Genomic DNA, 16,331 nt, shown 5'->3' with positions numbered 1-16,331 from the left:
GTTTAGGAGAGAACCCATGGATGGGAGTATGCCACCGACGTGGGCGAAGAAGGAAGGCGTCTAGCGGCATACTCTAAGATTTAGTGTGTAACCACTTGATATGAATTATTTTACAGGAACACGTCTTGGATAAAGCCACACTGAGTAGTATGGCTTAAGTTGGATTAATGGCTTGCCGCCGGCGCTTTAGGTTTGGCGTTGTAATCGAAATTAATCTCTTGATTAAGATTGGTTATCGAGCAAGTGCCATGTTCTCGGGTTGTTCTATGATTGGCTTGACCAATATGGAACTCGACGTTGAGGAACACATGCTTAATCACATCTATTCGGTACTTATCATAGTAGCTTTCGACTTCTTGCTTTAGGCCGTCAAACTCTAATTCTTCGCGACTGCGCTCGTTTAAGATGCGATTTTTTTCATCGATCATCATCTTGATTTGTTCAATCATCACGGGATCGTTTTGCCACTCGGATTTAGGGGGAAGTCTTTTTAGGCGAGCTTCAATATCTAGGGTTGCAACGACCATAGTTTGGACGCTTTCTTCAAGTTGCTTAAGGTTTTGCTTGAGTTCGCCCTGTTCCATAGCGACAAACACTTCTGTTTTTGTACCCGCTGTGGCGCCAATCGCTACGGCAATGAGTCCCTTTTCAGCATGGGCTACACCACCAATTAAGTCCCCGCGCCGTCCGCTGGTATCGCTCACCGTCAACGTACCCGCAGTTTTGGTATTGCTGTGCAGCAGCTGTTTAGTGATCAGAATATTACCCTTGGCATTTAATTGAGAATATTGCACAAACTGGGCGCTGATTTGGCCTTGGGCCGTAAGATTAGTGGAAAACTCATTTACGCGGATCTGTCTACCAATCACTCCTTTACTTACGGTGATGTCTCCCTCCGCCTCAAGGGTTGCTGAATCGACAAAGCCCATAACGGTAATATCACCCGAGCTTTTCACTATCATGCCCTCGTGAACATCTCCGGTGATTAAAATACTGCCTTTAAAGGTGACATGGCCAGTACTGATGTCCACATCCTTAAGCTGTAACACATCGTCGACATTCATGCCTGTGCGGGTTTCTACGGGTTGACCCGCGACAATTGCAATGAGTTTATTGGGATCCTTTGGATGGAAGTCGGTACCTGTACCAGCTTGCAAAGCGAGATCCTTACCAGGTTTTTGCTTTAGGACTTCGCCCTTAATGTTATAGCCTGGCGTACCTTCCGTAGCCGGATGCCGGATCATTAGGATGTCGTTGGGCTTGACCATAATCATAGAGCCAAGATTACGCATATCGACTGTGCCATCCTCCCGCTCCTGCGGTTGGAGTAAGCGTTCACGGGCTAGGGAGACTTTACGTTCAAGTACGGCATTTTGCCCATTTACAGGTTGCTTACCTTGAGCAATTTCACTCTTACAGCTATCGCCGGGTTTGAGCTTGGTTATTTTTTGCAGCAAGGTTTGAATTTTAAGTTTGCTTAACCCCATGCAAACATTATTTTTTTTAAGTTCAGTAAGAATTTCAGGTAAGTCGACTGCTTTACCGCCACAGGGCGCGGTTAGGGTCATAGTCGCGAGCATTTTGTCGGGGCTGATTTCGATTTTAACGCTACCATCACGGCGCTCAGCCAGTACGGCAAACAACTCAAATTTGCCATCTTCTTGATTGCATAGCGTGTTTGTTTGAGTGACGACTTTATCGATAGCCTGTTCAAGCGGATACAAAGCGCAAAACTCAGGAAGAGATAATAGCCGCATCACATCATCACGGGTGATGGGGCCATGATCTTTAGGGATCAGACGTAATTCCGCCTGGCTTTTGTCACTGCTTAACTCAAGGAGTTCAGGGGCCAACATAGAGCGCTTCCTACTCGTTTGTTTTATTTTTGTTTTATCGGCTAACGCGAGTATAACAGTAGAAACTTTACGCAAAGAAGCCTTTTCGGCGCGAAAAAAAGTAAATGTTGTGATTTTGTTGTCATGGGCTATTGGTTGATTTGCCAATAGATTTTTATTTGATTAACGATAGTTAATCTAGTGTTATCTCTGGTTTTTTAGCCAAAGATTAGCACGAGTATTAACCGGCTTGGTTATGGCGTTAACAAAAAATAAACTTTACAACGCTCATGGGTATGTTAGGGATGAAGCCGATGTGGCAAAACCCTTAATAATTTAGCGCTTACTGCATTTGATACCGTTCACAAAACCATAAAAATCTTATCTAGGTAGCGGCATGTGATTGGCTGCGAATCACTACTCTTCGAGGCGTTCTTAAGGGGATAAGGTTTCTATCCAGATGGGGGCGACACGTAAAAGCTTAGAGTCATCTAAGTTTGGGCAAAGTAAGCTAGGTGCTTTGCTTTAATTTGTGGGGTTAGGATTAAATCGAGGGGTTAGGATTCAAAATTCTATGACTTAACATTTGATTCCCCTTTTCTACTCACAGATTACACCCCCATAAGTCAGCTCAAATAGAGGTTCCTTATTGCTTGGCCAGGTCGGCTTTTCTATGGGAGATTCAAAAGTCGTCAGCCAAACTTCAAGCTCACCTGAGCCTGATAAACATCCCATGTAGGAGAAACACATGCCGCTATCTATCATGTTATTGGCAAATTGAATTGCCTCTTCAAGCGAGCCTTCTTCCTTGTTATGGGTGAAGGTTTCATCGTCCCACACCCAGTTAATCGGTGCCCCATTTTCATCACAAGCAAGGTATCTTACGTTCTTATAACCGTCGCTAGCTGCTCTTAATGAATCCAGAAAGGTTTCTCTGATTTCTGAGAATCTCTTTTTGAATGCTTCAATGCCTAAATCTTTACTAATAATGTGCTTCATACTTGCCTTAGAGGTTAACGCCGCGCTAAACGGCGAGCGTAAGCGAGTCCAGCACCGAAGGTGCGTTGCTGACTTGCCTTGTTAGTTGCTTGCATGACGACGAAACTCGCTAATTAATAATGTTATTAAGGCTATAGGAACCAAGATGGTTACTGCTAGGCCAATTTTGTCGTAATGATAATAAGTAATGCCAGTTTGAATACTCACAATTGGCACAAGTAAGCCTGCAAGATTAAGCTGCCAGAATTTGGCGCTGCATTTACCAGATTTGCTAAGTAGAAACAGCCAAAGTGTGGTAACTACAATAACTGGTGTAGTTACGAAAACGTGCATAAGCAATTGCATGCCGCTTGGCTCATGTTGAACGAGCCAACCATGAAGAGACAGATAAATTACAGCAGCATAAGCCATATTGATGATTGTTAATAAGACTGCTGAACTAAGGTTTAGCATGATGCTCCGTGCAACTAACATTTTATTCGTGCGCATGCGCGTTTACCTCGTTGGACCAGTGAAAACGCGCGCGGTTAACTATCTGTATGCAAAGAACTTATCAGCTTTTTGCCGCTTTTCATATAAGTAATCCATCTGGAAAAACGCGCATGCGCGTTTTGCAAACCTATTAACTAAAATTCAGTTACTATATTCACCTGATTTTATAGAGCTTTATTTATTGCGGATGGAATTAGTGCGCACTGATATTGTCTTAAAATCACTCCAAAGTATCTAAATTTAAATATGACTGTATAGCCATACATTATTAGCCGATTTCTGGTAAGGCCAAGCATAGGTAACTAGATGAGAATTTGTATGGCAACAAGAGTAGGTATTTTCGATTGAGATAACGAGCCGAAACACATTTTGGGGCAAAAGTAAGTGAAAAATGCAGTGAGAGATAAATAGCTCTGCCATTTGTGGGATAAGGTAATAGGTGTTTTTGGGATGACTCAGAATGAGGTTTTATACATGCCTCATTCTGAGATTAACAAGGTCAGCTATTGAGCTTAATTATCGACGACGACTTTTTCATCGATAATCACAGGCAGTACTTGCTGTTTACCTTGGCGAATAACTGTCATCATGATTTTCTTGCCGGGCGTAGTTTCGGCAATTCTATCCATCAGCATTTCGACCCCAGGCACATCTTCGCCATCGTATTTGATGATCACATCCCTTGGTTGTAGCTGCGCCCGTGCTGCGGGGCCATTAGGATCGACACCAGTGACTAATACGCCGCGTAAATCGGGCAGGTTGAGGATTTGCGCAACAACGGGATTAATCGGCTCGCCAGAGATCCCTAAGGCACCACGGATCACTCGACCATTTTTAATCAGTTTACCCATAATGCTGTGGGCCAATTTAATCGGGATCGCGAAGTTAATCCCGTGTCCACCACCTTCGCCGCCCACTTGGAAAGCGGCGGTATTGATACCAATCAGGCTGCCGTTAGTGTCGATTAAGGCGCCGCCTGAGTTACCGGCATTAATTGCAGCATCTGTCTGTAAAAAGTCTAAATAACCAGAACTTAAGCCATTACGACCCGTGGCGCTGATAATCCCTTGGGTAATGGTTTGGCCGAGGTTATAGGGGTTACCAATGGCTAATACCACATCGCCAACCTGCGGTGGGCTATCGAGATTGACTGGCACAGTAGGAAGATTATCGCCTTCGATCTTAAGCACGGAAAGATCGGTTTCGGGATCAAAACCGACCACTTCCGAGGTGAATTTGCGGCCATCTTGTAGGGCGACTACAATTTCATCGGCTTTTTTAATCACATGATAATTCGTGAGAATATAGCCTTCTTTACTCATGATCACCCCAGAGCCTAGGCCTTGGAGGGAACCAGAGTTCAGCGGACGACTCTGATCGATACTTAAGCTATAAATATTGACGACGGCAGGCGCGGCGCGGCGCACGGCCTTAGCAAAGGAGAGTTCGACCGTGTTGTTACCACGGTTTTGCAGTAACGAGCTGCCGAGATTTTTATTGTCGAAGTAGTGTGTAACTAACAAAAACATGGCCGCCATGATAAGGCCGAAGAGTACGGCTTTACCGAGATATAACAGGGTTTCTTTTATTGTCATGGCAGGCTAAGTATTGAAAAAGGTGAGTTAGATTAACATGTTTAACAAGTTAAAGCATAGGGAACCCGCGTTCCCTATGCTGATCCGCATCTGATAATGGGATAAAGATCAGAGCGGCGTACCGATTAACGCAGCACTAAGTACAACAAGCTCTTACCACGGAGGATCTTCAGGGCGACAGCGCCTTCTTGATCTTTGAGTTGCTCCTTGAGTGATTTCAGATCTTTTACCGCCGAACGGTTAATGCCGACAATCACATCGCCTTTTTGTAAGCCGCTCATTGCCGCAGGCGAGCCTTGGGCTATTTCGGTGATTTCCACCCCTTTAGAAGCGTTTTCTAACGAGGCACCTTGGAGCATTGGGTGCACTGCGCCAGCAGCTTTTTCAGTGGTTTGGCTAGCTTCGCCTAAGGTGACACTCACGGTCTTCTTATCACCATCACGGATAAGGCCCAGTTCAACCTTGGCTCCCGCGCCCATAGTCGCGACTTTCGCCCGCAGTTCTTGGAACGACTTAATTGCTCGTCCATCCACGCTGACAATAATATCGCCCGCTTTAATACCTGCTTTTTCGGCAGCACTGCCCGCAGTGACTTCATTCACAAAGCCACCGTGCTGAGTGTCTAAGCCAAAGCCTTGGGCAAGTTGGCTATCTAAATCACGGCCAGAAATCCCCAGTACGCCACGGCGGACCTCTCCATGTTCGGCAATTTGAGCCACGAGGTTTTTCACCATGTTGGCGGGGATCGCAAAACCGATACCCACGTTACCACCGCCTGGGGCTACGATCGCAGTGTTAATACCAATCAGCTCACCTTTAAGGTTAACCAGCGCGCCACCCGAGTTACCGCTGTTAATCGCTGCATCGGTTTGGATAAAGTTTTCAAGCATTTCAATGCCTAAACCGCTACGGCCTAGGGCGCTGACGATCCCTGAGGTGACGGTTTGGCCTAAACCAAAGGGGTTACCAATGGCGACGGCAAAGTCACCAACCCGCAGTTCATCTGAGTCGGAGGTTTTGATTGCAACTAGGTTTTTCGCTTCGATTTGCAGCAAGGCAATGTCAGACTCTGAATCGGTACCAATCAGTTTGGCTTTAACTTCACGGCCATCGTGCAGGCCGACTTGGATATCATCGGCACCGTCGATCACATGGTTGTTGGTGACGATATAGCCTTTATCTGCGTCGATAATCACGCCTGAGCCTAAGCCTCTAAAAGGACGCTCTTGCACTTGTTCCTGCGGTGCATTGGGGCCGAAGAAATAACGGAACACATCGGGGACACGTTGTTTAGAAACGTGCGTGCCAGAAACCGCGACTGAAACCACGGCGGGGGTCGTGCGCTCTAACATAGGCGCAAGACTTGGAATGGATTGACCCTCAACAGATTGCGGAATAGCGGCCTGTGAGACAGCGGGCATCATTGTCAGAGTTGCGGCTAACATTGCGGCTGAAAGTACAGATAGTTTCGTTTTCATCTATTCATAACTCCAAATAAGGGATCAAGGATCTGGATGTAATGCGTCGTGAGTTGTGTCCGCACCAGATCGAATCTGTATCGTTACCGGCTATTTGCCTAGGTAACCATTCGGACATGCACCTCATTGAAAAAGTTCATCAATATTAACAAAGGTTAATTTCTTAACGGCTATTTTATCAGCATTTTATTGAGTGTAACTTAAGTGAAACCTGTGGGCTTTTAAGGCCTTTTTCAAGTATTAAAATGTTTCAATCATCGAATGAAATAAGTTAACAGCATAGCGCTTTATAAATAAGTATTTATCCTTTCACGCTCAATCTTGCTTTGTTGTCGCCGAGTGCCGAAATATGGAATCCAGCGTCCTTTAGCTTGTTAGGGGATAAATATATGCCGCACCAGATTGGCCGTGGTAATATCGACGCAGTTTTTCCAAAGGATAAAAGAGAATTATAACGTGCCCCAGTTAAGCCCTTGGCAGCATTATCAAAAAGATCTGACTCGTGATGGTTTTTCCCATGATCCCGCGCAGGAAATGGCCGTAAAGGCGCTGCAACGCGTATACGAAGATTTAACCGCTGCCGAAGCGCCAAGCTCACTATTAGGCAAGTTATTGACCTCCTTTGGCCTTAAGTCTGCGCCTGTCGCGCCTAAGGGGTTGTATCTGTGGGGCGGTGTTGGTCGCGGCAAAACCTATCTGATGGACACCTTTTTTGATGCGCTGCCAGGTAATCAAAAATTAAGGGCACACTTTCACCGTTTTATGCATCAACTGCATTTGGATCTGGATGCGCTTAAAGGCACCCGCGATCCTTTATTAGTGATTGCCAAACAAATGGCCGCGAAATACCGAGTCATTTGTTTTGATGAATTTTTTGTCTCTGATATCACTGATGCCATGCTACTTGGCACCTTATTCGAAGCCCTCTTTAAAGAAGGCGTGGTCTTAGTTGCGACCTCAAACATCATTCCCGATGATTTGTATAAAAACGGATTGCAACGGGCACGATTCCTTCCCGCAATCGCCTTGATCAATCAACATTGTGAAGTGCTCAATGTGGATTCGGGCATCGACTATCGCCTGCGCACTCTCGAGCAGGCAGAGATTTATCACCATCCACTTGATGAGCAGGCCGACACTAATCTGCTGCGTTATTTCCGTCAGTTAGCCCCCGAGGCTGAAATTTCAACCGATGCGATTGAAATCGAAGGGAGGGCAATCAGCATACGTCAACAGGCGCAAGGTGTGTTGCTCGCGGATTTCAGAGCTTTATGCGATGGCCCCCGTAGTCAGCGCGATTATATGGAGCTGGCGCGGATTTATCATACCGTGTTGGTGAGTGGCATCGAGCAAATGGGCGCGTTTTTAACGGGTGATGATATCGCCAGACGTTTCTTGGCCATGGTGGATGAGTTTTACGAGCGTAATGTTAAGTTGATCGTTTCCGCGCAGGTGCCGCTGGAAGAGATTTATGCCGATGGCTTATTGAGTTTTGAATTTAGACGCTGTCGCTCTCGCTTAATCGAAATGCAATCCTACGATTACTTAAAATCAGAGCATTTACCTTAGGTTAGCGAGTGCCAATCATTGGAGGTTAGCGCGTTTTTTATGCAAACCTCCTGTGGTTCATCCATCCCAGTGAAAATCAGCCTCACAGATCGATTTTTTATGATTTTTGTCAAAATATCAGGTGATTTTTAGCTCACGTTTGTCTATAATCCGCCACCTGCCCACGTTACTCCACCAAACTAGGTGGAAGTTGTACGCCGAGTTAAGTACTCGAAGGGGTACTGAAAGGCAATTTTGTGTTGTTTACCATTGTAGGCAACATGTGAGACAGAAATTAACTTTGGGTTTTTGTAATAATGAAGACTTTTACTGCTACACCAGAAACTGTAACTCGTGACTGGTTCGTCGTTGATGCTGACGGCAAAACTTTAGGTCGTATCGCTACCGAAATCGCTCTGCGTTTACGCGGTAAGCACAAGCCAGAATACACTCCTCACGTTGACACTGGTGATTACATCATCGTTATCAACGCTGAGAAAGTTACTGTTACTGGTAACAAAGCGCAAGGCAAGACGTACTACTCGCACTCAGGCTTCCCTGGTGGCATCAAGCAAATCAGCTTTGAAAAGCTGCAAGCTCACAAGCCAGAAATGATCATCGAGAAAGCAGTTAAGGGTATGTTACCAAAAGGTCCTCTGGGCCGTGCCATGTTCCGTAAACTGAAAGTTTACGCTGGCGCAGAACATAACCACGCTGCACAACAACCTCAAGTTCTTGATATCTAAACGGGATTAAGCAAATGGCTGCAACTCAGTACTACGGCACTGGCCGTCGCAAAACCTCTACAGCACGCGTATTCGCTAAAGCTGGTAGTGGCAACATCGTTGTAAATCAACGTCCTTTGGACCAATACTTTGGTCGTGAAACTGCTCGTATGGTTGTTCGTCAACCATTAGAACTAGTTGAAATGACTGACAAGCTGGACATCTATGTAACTGTTAAGGGCGGTGGTATCACTGGCCAAGCAGGTGCAATCCGTCACGGTATCACTCGTGCCCTGATGCAATTAGATGAAGCTCTGCGTCCATCATTACGTTCTGCTGGTTTCGTAACCCGTGACGCTCGTAAAGTTGAGCGTAAGAAAGTGGGTCTACGTAAAGCACGTCGTAAGCCACAATTCTCTAAGCGTTAATACGTTTTGGAATCTCAAAAAACCCAGCTTATGCTGGGTTTTTTATTACCTAAAATTGGCTATGCTCGCCTTAATCAAAGTGTTTTTTGCTGACAGTTCGAAGAGAGGGGAAGATGAGCTTACAGTTATTTATGCTGGCTGTGGCATTGGTGTTGATTTTAGAGGGTGTGGGGCCTTTGTTATTCCCCAATAAATGGCGCCGATATTTGAACGAGCTTTCCCATCAAAATCAGCAAGTTTTACGCCGGATTGGCGGTTCTTTAGTCACCGCTGGGCTGGTCATTTTGATTATTTTTTCATAAATGCCTTACCACTTGCGGTTTAAAATCTGTTAGAATCCATTTTTAACCACAACCTTGCAGCAAACAATGGGCAAAAACGTAGTTGTTCTCGGCACCCAATGGGGTGACGAAGGAAAAGGTAAGATTGTCGACCTTCTAACAGAACAGGCAAAATATGTAGTTCGCTACCAAGGCGGTCACAACGCGGGTCACACTCTCGTGATCAATGGCGATAAAACCGTACTTCATCTGATCCCATCAGGCATCCTACGCGACAATGTGAAATGCATTATCGGTAACGGAGTGGTGCTTGCACCTGACGCCCTGATGAAAGAGATCAAAATGCTCAAAGAGCGCGGCATTCCTGTTGAGGAACGTCTGCTGATCTCTGAAGCATGTCCGCTGATCCTGCCATTCCACTGTGCCTTAGACATCGCTCGCGAAAAAGCGCGCGGTAACAAAGCGATTGGTACTACGGGTCGTGGTATTGGTCCTGCGTATGAAGACAAGATTTCCCGTCGCGGTCTGCGTGTTGGCGATCTGTTCAATGCTGAGCTATTTGCTGAAAAGCTGAAAGAAGTTATGGCATATCATAACTTTATGCTGACAGAGTACTACAAAGTTGACGCCGTAGATTACGAGCAAACACTGAGCGACGCGTTAGCCTTAGCTGACTACCTGAAGAGCATGTGTGTTGACGTAACTGAACTGTTGGATAACGCGCGTAAAGCGGGTGAGCCAATTCTGTTCGAAGGTGCACAAGGTACACTGTTAGACATCGACCACGGTACTTATCCGTTTGTGACTTCGTCAAACACTACCGCAGGTGGTGTGGCGACAGGCAGCGGCTTTGGTCCACGTCATTTAGACTATGTCTTAGGTATCATGAAGGCTTACACCACTCGCGTGGGTGCCGGTCCTTTCCCAACTGAACTCTTATGTGAAGTGGGTGATCATTTAGGGACTAAAGGTCATGAATTTGGTGCGACTACCGGTCGTAAGCGTCGTCCAGGTTGGTTAGATGCAGTGGCAATGCGCCGAGCAGTACAAATCAACAGTGTAAGTGGCTTCTGCTTAACTAAGTTAGACGTACTCGATGGCCTGAAAGAAGTGAAGATCTGTGTGGGTTACCAACATCCAGATGGCACTATCTCTAAGGTTACGCCATTAGCGGCTGAAGGTTATGAGCAGGTCACGCCTGTTTATGAAACTATGCCAGGCTGGAGCGAGTCAACTTTCGGAGCGACCTCTTTAGAGCAGTTACCGCAAGCAGCTATCAACTACATCAAGCGTATTGAAGAGTTGTTAGGAACGCCGATCGACATCATTTCTACCGGTCCAGACCGTAATGAAACGATGATTTTAGTTAGCCCATTTAACTAAAATCGTAGAGGCCGTGTTTCACGGCCTTTTCTTCCTTTGTTGTTCCTTCCTGTTTGTTTTCTGTGGTTAGAAATTCGGCTTGAGCTCAAGAAATAGGTTATACTGCCGATGCAAGTATTCACCCTATTGTCATTGAGAGTCGTTATGCTACGTACTGCCTTAGTTGCGCTGCTGCCCTTAGTATCTTCAATGTGCTTTGCTGAAACACAGGCAGTGGATATTTATTCTCAAGATCAATTACTTGAAATGATCCGTGGCGAAAAATATCTGGCAAGAGTTAAGCAAGATGACTGTCAGTTAGTGCAAGATATCGAAGCGCGCGCAGAAGTCTTAAAGCAGCCCCTGTATCAGTTTTTGTGGGGGGAAATGCTCAACCATGGTACCTGCGTAAAAGCCAATGCAGTCAAAGGGATGGGATTATTGCAAGAGGCGGCCGAGCAGGGCAGCCCTGAGGCCATGGTGAAACTTGCCGAATATTATCAAAATGGTAAGTTTGTTATTCGTAATAAAGACCGTGCGGTCAATTATTTATTGCCAGCGGCGGCGAGCGGCAGTTTAGCCGCGCGGATGATGCTGGTTCGTTTATACGGTGAAGGTTATGGTAGTCCAAGGGACTATGAAATGGCCTATAACTGGTTATACAACAATGTATTTACCGATGAGGCGACCAAGAAAAAAGCCTTGTCATTACTGCAGGTGTTAGCCGCTAAAATGCCCGCCAGTGCAGTGGCGCGGGCCCAGCAAGAGCACTTGCGAACCCGTTGAGTTGTCTCTACTGATTGAGACAGAAATATTGGATATTGAATGATCAAAGACCCTCATTTCGAGCGTGAACAGGATAAGTACGAAAACCCTATCCCAAGTCGTGAGTATATTATCGAGTACTTACGTTCTCAAAAATCACCTATTACCCGTGACAGCATTGCTGTTGCACTGCAGATCCACGATGAAGAACAGTTAGAAGCCCTGCGTCGCCGTTTACGGGCGATGGAGCGTGACGGTGAACTGGTATTTACCCGCGGTCAAAGCTACGGCTTACCTGAAAAAATGGATCTGATTTCCGGCACTGTCCTTGGGCACAGAGAAGGCTATGGCTTCTTTAAACCTGATGAAGGTGGCGACGATTTATTTATCTCAAATCGCGACATGCTGATGTATTTCCATGGCGATAAAGTGTTGGCACAAAAAGCCGGTATGGACCGTAAAGGCCGCCGCGAGGCCCGTATTGTCCGTCTAATCCAGCCGCGCAGTGCCGCCATTGTGGGGCGATTCCACGTCGATAGCGGCATGGCATTTGTGATTGCCGATGATAAGCGCATTACCCAAGAAATCTTAATCGCTAGCGAAGATCGCAATGGTGCCCGTCAAGGCGATGTGGTCGTGGTTGAACTGACCCGTCGTCCGGGTCGATTCGTGAAAGCGGCCGGTAAAGTCACTGAAGTGCTCGGCAAGCAAATGGCGCCGGGAATGGAAATCGAAATTGCCCTGCGTAATTACGATTTACCCCACACTTGGTCGGCGGTGATTGAGAAAAAACTGCGCCGCATCCCAGATGAAGTGACTGAAGCCGATAAGGTTGGCCGCGTCGATCTGCGAGATCTGCCCTTAGTAACTATCGACGGCGAAGATGCCCGTGACTTTGACGATGCGGTATACGCCGAAGTTAAGCCCAGTGGTGGATGGCGTCTGTGGGTGGCGATTGCGGATGTGAGCTACTATGTGCGTACCGATTCGGCCTTAGATACCGAAGCCCGTGCCCGTGGTAACTCTGTATACTTCCCATCGCAAGTGATCCCTATGCTGCCGGAGAAAATCTCTAACGGCCTGTGCTCGCTCAATCCCCATGTCGATCGCCTGTGTATGGTGGCAGAGATGACGATTTCGGCTCGCGGTAAGCTGTCGGGTTATAAGTTTTATCCCGCGGTGATGCATTCACATGCGCGTTTCACTTACACCCAAGTGGCCGCCATGCTCGAAGGCGGACCGATTGCGCCTGAGCATGAAGCGCTATTCCCGCACCTGCAATGTTTGCAGTCGCTCTATTTAGCGCTTGATCAACAGCGCGCCGAGCGTGGGGCGATTGCCTTTGAGACCTTAGAAACACAGTTTATTTTTAACGACCAGCGCAAGATCGATAAGATTGTGCCAAGAGCGCGTAATCAAGCTCATAAAATCATTGAAGAATGTATGATTTTGGCCAACGTATCGGCCGCTAAGTTTGTGAAAAAGCACAAGGGTGAAATTCTCTATCGCGTGCATGAATCGCCCTCTGAGCAGAAGCTAGCAAACTTTAAAGAGTTTCTGGCCGAACGTGGTTTAAGCATGGGCGGCGGACTTGAGCCAACCCCTGCGGATTACCAGAATGTAATGCTGCAAATCGCCGATCGCCCCGATGCCGAGCTTATCCAAGTGATGTTGCTGCGCTCAATGCGCCAAGCTATCTACACTCCTGATAACGAAGGCCACTTTGGTTTAGCGCTTGAGGAGTATGCACACTTCACCTCGCCAATTCGCCGTTATCCTGATTTAGTGCTGCACCGCGTGATCCGCTATTTATTGGCGAAGGAAAAAGGCGAAGCCAATGAGAAGTGGACATCCGATGGTGGCTACCATTATCAACTCGATGAGTTAGATCTCTTAGGCGAAGAATGTTCGAATACCGAGCGCCGTGCCGATGAAGCCACGCGTGATGTAAGCGACTGGTTGAAATGTGAATTTATGCAGGACCATGTGGGTGACACCTTCGAGGCGGTGATTGCCTCTGTCACTAACTTTGGTTTATTCGTTCGCTTAAATGACTTATTTATCGATGGCTTAGTGCATATTTCTAGCCTAGGCAGCGATTATTATCAGTTCGATCCTATGCGTCAGCGTTTGATTGGCGAGCACACAGGTCAAGTCTATCAAGTGGGTGATCCCGTCACGGTAAAAGTGGCTGCGGTAAACTTGGATGATAGACAGATTGACTTAGTCATGCTTGGCGACAGCGGAAAAGGTGGTCGCCGTAAGTCAGCGCCGAGTCGAGAAAAACCGATGACAGCGCGTGAGCGGGTAAACCGTGAAGGCGCAAAAATGGCTAAGGCAGCTAAATCGACAGGTGCGAAATCGAAAGCCGGTTCGGATAAAGCTGGGGCGAGTAAGTCTAAGTCTAAAGCAGGCGCTAAGCCTAAGAAAAGCGAAAAAAATTCGGCGAAAAAGCCAAAGGCCGCGAAGCGGAGCACGAGAAAGAAGTAAATGAAGAAACAAGATATTATTTTTGGGATCCACGCAGTTGAAGCGCTGTTAAAGCACAGCCCAGAGCGCATTATTGAACTTTGGCTGTTGCAGGGCCGTGAAGATGAGCGCTTAACGCCGCTTATCCGCCAGGCTAAAGCTTTTGGCACTAGCATCCAAGTGACCTCACGCAAAGTGTTGGACGATAAAGCCGAAAGTGCTCAGCACCAAGGCATTGTTGCCCGTGTTAAAGCGGCTAAAATCCTAGGTGAGCATGACTTAGATGAGTTGTTAGCTAAGACTGACTTACCGTTTTTATTGATTTTAGATGGGGTTACCGATCCGCATAACCTAGGTGCTTGCTTACGTAACGCCGATGCCGCGGGTGTGCAGGGCATTATTGTGCCTAAGGATAACTCAGTAGGCTTAACGGCTGTGGTGAGCAAAGTGGCCTGCGGTGCCGCCGAAACTGTGCCCTTATTCCAAGTGACTAACCTTGCGCGTACCATGCGTCATCTGCAGGAAAAGGGCGTGTGGATTGTTGGCACGGCGGGCGAAGCGGATTGTGAGCTATATCAAGCCGATCTTAAAGGGCCGCTGGCAATTGCGATGGGCGCCGAAGGCAAAGGCTTACGCCGCCTAAGTCGTGAATGTTGCGATACCTTGGTCTCGATTCCGATGGCGGGGAGCGTTTCTAGCTTAAACGTGTCTGTCGCCACGGGCATCTGCCTATTCGAAGCAGTGCGTCAACGTCGTAGCTAATTGATATATTCAGTAAAAAGACGGGCAAGCCCGTCTTTTTTATTGCAAGTAATTAGCTTTTAAGCCTTTTTCGCTGCATCGAGATTCGAGTTCTCTAGGTCGTTACTTTCTGCCTCAATAAAGGATTGCTCTGAGTTAAATTCAAACTCGAATGTCAGCTGTTGTTCGCTATCACTGTCATTATCCTCTAGGGCATCGGCACCTAAATCTTCTTCATCGTTGGTGGGCGAGGGCGTCATTTGCTCTTGCACCGATTCGACATCAACCCTTGGGTCGAGTGCAGCTGCTAATGGGGATGAAACTAAGTCACCAGTTGCCATGATGTAGTCTTGAGTTACATTGGTTTCGGCCTTTTGTTGTGAGTGAACATAACGCAGGCGTAAAAATAGAATTAAGGTACAGGCCGACATAAAGCCATAGAGCATGCTATTGCCGAGCCATTGCATTAAGGTTGAGGCGATAAGCGGGCCGATACTGGCGCCAAGGCCGAAGGTCAGTAATATGGTGGCCGACAGACCGACCCTTTCACTCTGCTCGACCCGGGAGTTGGCCAGTGCCGTCGCCAAGGGGTAGAAGGTAAAGCCAAGAATACCGAACAGAAACGTCATCACCAGTGAGAGTGTGGGATGGTAAGGCGTGAGGGCGATTGCTAAGGCTAAGATCCCAAGCAATACGCAGTTAATGCGGATAAGTCGACTGCGGGACATAATGTCGGATAGTTTCCCCATTGGCCATTGCGCCAGTAGACCTGCGAGAATGGTGGCCGTCATATAGGTGGCGACTTTCTCGGGCGGTAAACCTAAGTTACTGGCATAGGCGGGCGCCAAACCATAAAAAGAGCCGACAATCATGCTACCTATGGCGATGGTAGTCAGAGCTTGCGGGGCCTTGCGCCAATAGTGGGCGATTTTTAAGGGCGCGGGCACCAGTGGCGCCGGGTGAATCCGGCGAGTCAAGGAAATGGGGACAATACACAGGGCAAAGCAGATGGCGATCAGTAACAGCGGCTCTAGGCCGAGTTCAGGATAGAGGCTGATGGCACCTTGGCCCAATATTAAACCGAAGTATGAGACTATCATGTAGCTGGCAAACACTGTACCGCGTTGGCTGCTTTCGGCCTGCTCATTGAGCCAACTTTCGAGCACCATGTATTGGCACATCATGCCCATACCGACGATAAGCCTTAACAGGATCCAAACCACTAGCTCATCCACTAAGGCATGGCCGAGGGCGGAGGCGGCCACTATCCCGGCACTGGCGACAAAGGCGCGAATATGCCCGACTTGGGCAATCAAACGATGACCAATCTTAGAGCCTGCGACTAGACCGACGTAATAGGCCGACATCATGCCGCCTATCCATAGCTGTGGAACGTGCATCACCGACAGGCGCAGGCCTAAATAGGTGGTGAGTAAACCGCCAGCCAACACAGTTAATAGAGTCGTGCTATATAAAGAGGCGAAAGTGCGTAGCGGATTTGCCATTAACTACTCCTTGTATGATTGCAGGGAGAGTATATCAGGTGTTGGTGTGTATTCAGTGTTGCAAAATGTTGGAATTTAATGACTAATTTATCGTTTTTGTGTATGGGT

General features: G+C 47.3%; 14 protein-coding genes. 8 read left to right on the top strand and 6 right to left on the bottom strand.

Annotated elements, in window-relative coordinates; all coding sequences use genetic code 11:
* Positions 1 to 164 precede the first annotated feature (164 nt).
* The 5 genes from SHD_RS18820 to degQ all read right to left on the bottom strand — a co-directional run bounded on the left by SHD_RS18820 (position 165) and on the right by degQ (position 6,399).
* Positions 165 to 1,856: a DUF342 domain-containing protein gene (locus SHD_RS18820; RefSeq protein WP_039978710.1), complete on the bottom strand. Its 1,692-nt coding sequence runs from the start codon at positions 1,854 to 1,856 to the stop codon at positions 165 to 167.
* A gap of 579 nt (positions 1,857 to 2,435) precedes the next feature.
* Positions 2,436 to 2,834 (bottom strand): hypothetical protein, encoded by a 399-nt coding sequence (locus tag SHD_RS18815; RefSeq protein WP_023268581.1) that lies wholly within the window; start codon positions 2,832 to 2,834, stop codon positions 2,436 to 2,438.
* An 81-nt stretch (positions 2,835 to 2,915) separates the two neighbouring features.
* Positions 2,916 to 3,323, bottom strand: coding sequence for a hypothetical protein (locus tag SHD_RS18810; RefSeq protein ID WP_023268580.1), 408 nt, complete (start codon positions 3,321 to 3,323; stop codon positions 2,916 to 2,918).
* Between the two features lie 515 nt (positions 3,324 to 3,838).
* On the bottom strand, positions 3,839 to 4,921 hold the full coding sequence (gene degS, locus SHD_RS18805; protein ID WP_023268579.1) for an outer membrane-stress sensor serine endopeptidase DegS: 1,083 nt from the start codon (positions 4,919 to 4,921) through the stop codon (positions 3,839 to 3,841).
* A 125-nt stretch (positions 4,922 to 5,046) separates the two neighbouring features.
* A complete protein-coding gene (gene degQ / locus SHD_RS18800; protein ID WP_023268578.1) occupies positions 5,047 to 6,399 on the bottom strand; it encodes a Do family serine endopeptidase DegQ in 1,353 nt (450 codons plus the stop codon).
* A gap of 456 nt (positions 6,400 to 6,855) precedes the next feature.
* On the opposite strand from degQ, the gene zapE reads away from it, so the two are divergent.
* The 8 genes from zapE to rlmB all read left to right on the top strand — a co-directional run bounded on the left by zapE (position 6,856) and on the right by rlmB (position 14,739).
* The gene (gene zapE, locus SHD_RS18795) at positions 6,856 to 7,968 is read left to right on the top strand and encodes a cell division protein ZapE (RefSeq protein ID WP_039978706.1); all 1,113 of its coding nucleotides are present in this window, start codon (positions 6,856 to 6,858) and stop codon (positions 7,966 to 7,968) included.
* Between the two features lie 296 nt (positions 7,969 to 8,264).
* Complete coding sequence (gene rplM / locus SHD_RS18790) at positions 8,265 to 8,693, top strand: 50S ribosomal protein L13 (RefSeq protein ID WP_011073682.1); 429 nt, start codon at positions 8,265 to 8,267, stop codon at positions 8,691 to 8,693.
* A 14-nt stretch (positions 8,694 to 8,707) separates the two neighbouring features.
* Complete coding sequence (gene rpsI, locus SHD_RS18785) at positions 8,708 to 9,100, top strand: 30S ribosomal protein S9 (RefSeq protein ID WP_006083052.1); 393 nt, start codon at positions 8,708 to 8,710, stop codon at positions 9,098 to 9,100.
* A gap of 113 nt (positions 9,101 to 9,213) precedes the next feature.
* Entirely contained in the window at positions 9,214 to 9,402 is a 189-nt protein-coding gene (locus tag SHD_RS18780; protein ID WP_011715861.1) for a DUF2065 domain-containing protein, read from the top strand.
* 66 nt (positions 9,403 to 9,468) lie between these two features.
* Positions 9,469 to 10,764, top strand: a complete 1,296-nt coding sequence (locus SHD_RS18775; RefSeq protein ID WP_023268576.1) for an adenylosuccinate synthase — start codon at positions 9,469 to 9,471, stop codon at positions 10,762 to 10,764.
* 108 nt (positions 10,765 to 10,872) lie between these two features.
* Complete coding sequence (motX, locus tag SHD_RS18770; protein ID WP_011715863.1) at positions 10,873 to 11,529, top strand: flagellar protein MotX; 657 nt, start codon at positions 10,873 to 10,875, stop codon at positions 11,527 to 11,529.
* 39 nt (positions 11,530 to 11,568) lie between these two features.
* Positions 11,569 to 13,998 (top strand): ribonuclease R, encoded by a 2,430-nt coding sequence (gene rnr, locus SHD_RS18765; RefSeq protein WP_023268574.1) that lies wholly within the window; start codon positions 11,569 to 11,571, stop codon positions 13,996 to 13,998.
* Entirely contained in the window at positions 13,999 to 14,739 is a 741-nt protein-coding gene (rlmB, locus tag SHD_RS18760; RefSeq protein WP_023268573.1) for a 23S rRNA (guanosine(2251)-2'-O)-methyltransferase RlmB, read from the top strand.
* Positions 14,740 to 14,798: 59 nt separating this feature from the next.
* On the opposite strand, the gene SHD_RS18755 is transcribed toward rlmB, so the two are convergent.
* Positions 14,799 to 16,223, bottom strand: a complete 1,425-nt coding sequence (locus tag SHD_RS18755) for an MFS transporter (protein WP_023268572.1) — start codon at positions 16,221 to 16,223, stop codon at positions 14,799 to 14,801.
* Positions 16,224 to 16,331: the final 108 nt, after the last annotated feature.

This window comes from Shewanella decolorationis S12, from assembly GCF_000485795.1.
GTDB lineage: Bacteria > Pseudomonadota > Gammaproteobacteria > Enterobacterales > Shewanellaceae > Shewanella > Shewanella decolorationis.
Note: the sequence above shows the minus strand (reverse complement) of the source record. Positions and strands in the feature narration are given on the sequence as shown.

Bases quoted from the DNA above. Each gene is read 5' to 3' on its own strand.
- SHD_RS18810 (WP_023268580.1), bottom strand. From the start codon at position 3,323: ATGCGCACGAATAAAATGTTAGTTGCACGGAGCATCATGCTAAACCTT.
- degQ (WP_023268578.1), bottom strand. From the start codon at position 6,399: ATGAAAACGAAACTATCTGTACTTTCAGCCGCAATGTTAGCCGCAACT.
- rpsI (WP_006083052.1), top strand. From the start codon at position 8,708: ATGGCTGCAACTCAGTACTACGGCACTGGCCGTCGCAAAACCTCTACA.
- rplM (WP_011073682.1), top strand. From the start codon at position 8,265: ATGAAGACTTTTACTGCTACACCAGAAACTGTAACTCGTGACTGGTTC.
- SHD_RS18780 (WP_011715861.1), top strand. From the start codon at position 9,214: ATGAGCTTACAGTTATTTATGCTGGCTGTGGCATTGGTGTTGATTTTA.
- rnr (WP_023268574.1), top strand. From the start codon at position 11,569: ATGATCAAAGACCCTCATTTCGAGCGTGAACAGGATAAGTACGAAAAC.
- rlmB (WP_023268573.1), top strand. From the start codon at position 13,999: ATGAAGAAACAAGATATTATTTTTGGGATCCACGCAGTTGAAGCGCTG.
- SHD_RS18820 (WP_039978710.1), bottom strand. From the start codon at position 1,856: ATGTTGGCCCCTGAACTCCTTGAGTTAAGCAGTGACAAAAGCCAGGCG.
- degS (WP_023268579.1), bottom strand. From the start codon at position 4,921: ATGACAATAAAAGAAACCCTGTTATATCTCGGTAAAGCCGTACTCTTC.
- SHD_RS18815 (WP_023268581.1), bottom strand. From the start codon at position 2,834: ATGAAGCACATTATTAGTAAAGATTTAGGCATTGAAGCATTCAAAAAG.
- SHD_RS18775 (WP_023268576.1), top strand. From the start codon at position 9,469: ATGGGCAAAAACGTAGTTGTTCTCGGCACCCAATGGGGTGACGAAGGA.
- motX (WP_011715863.1), top strand. From the start codon at position 10,873: ATGCAAGTATTCACCCTATTGTCATTGAGAGTCGTTATGCTACGTACT.
- SHD_RS18755 (WP_023268572.1), bottom strand. From the start codon at position 16,223: ATGGCAAATCCGCTACGCACTTTCGCCTCTTTATATAGCACGACTCTA.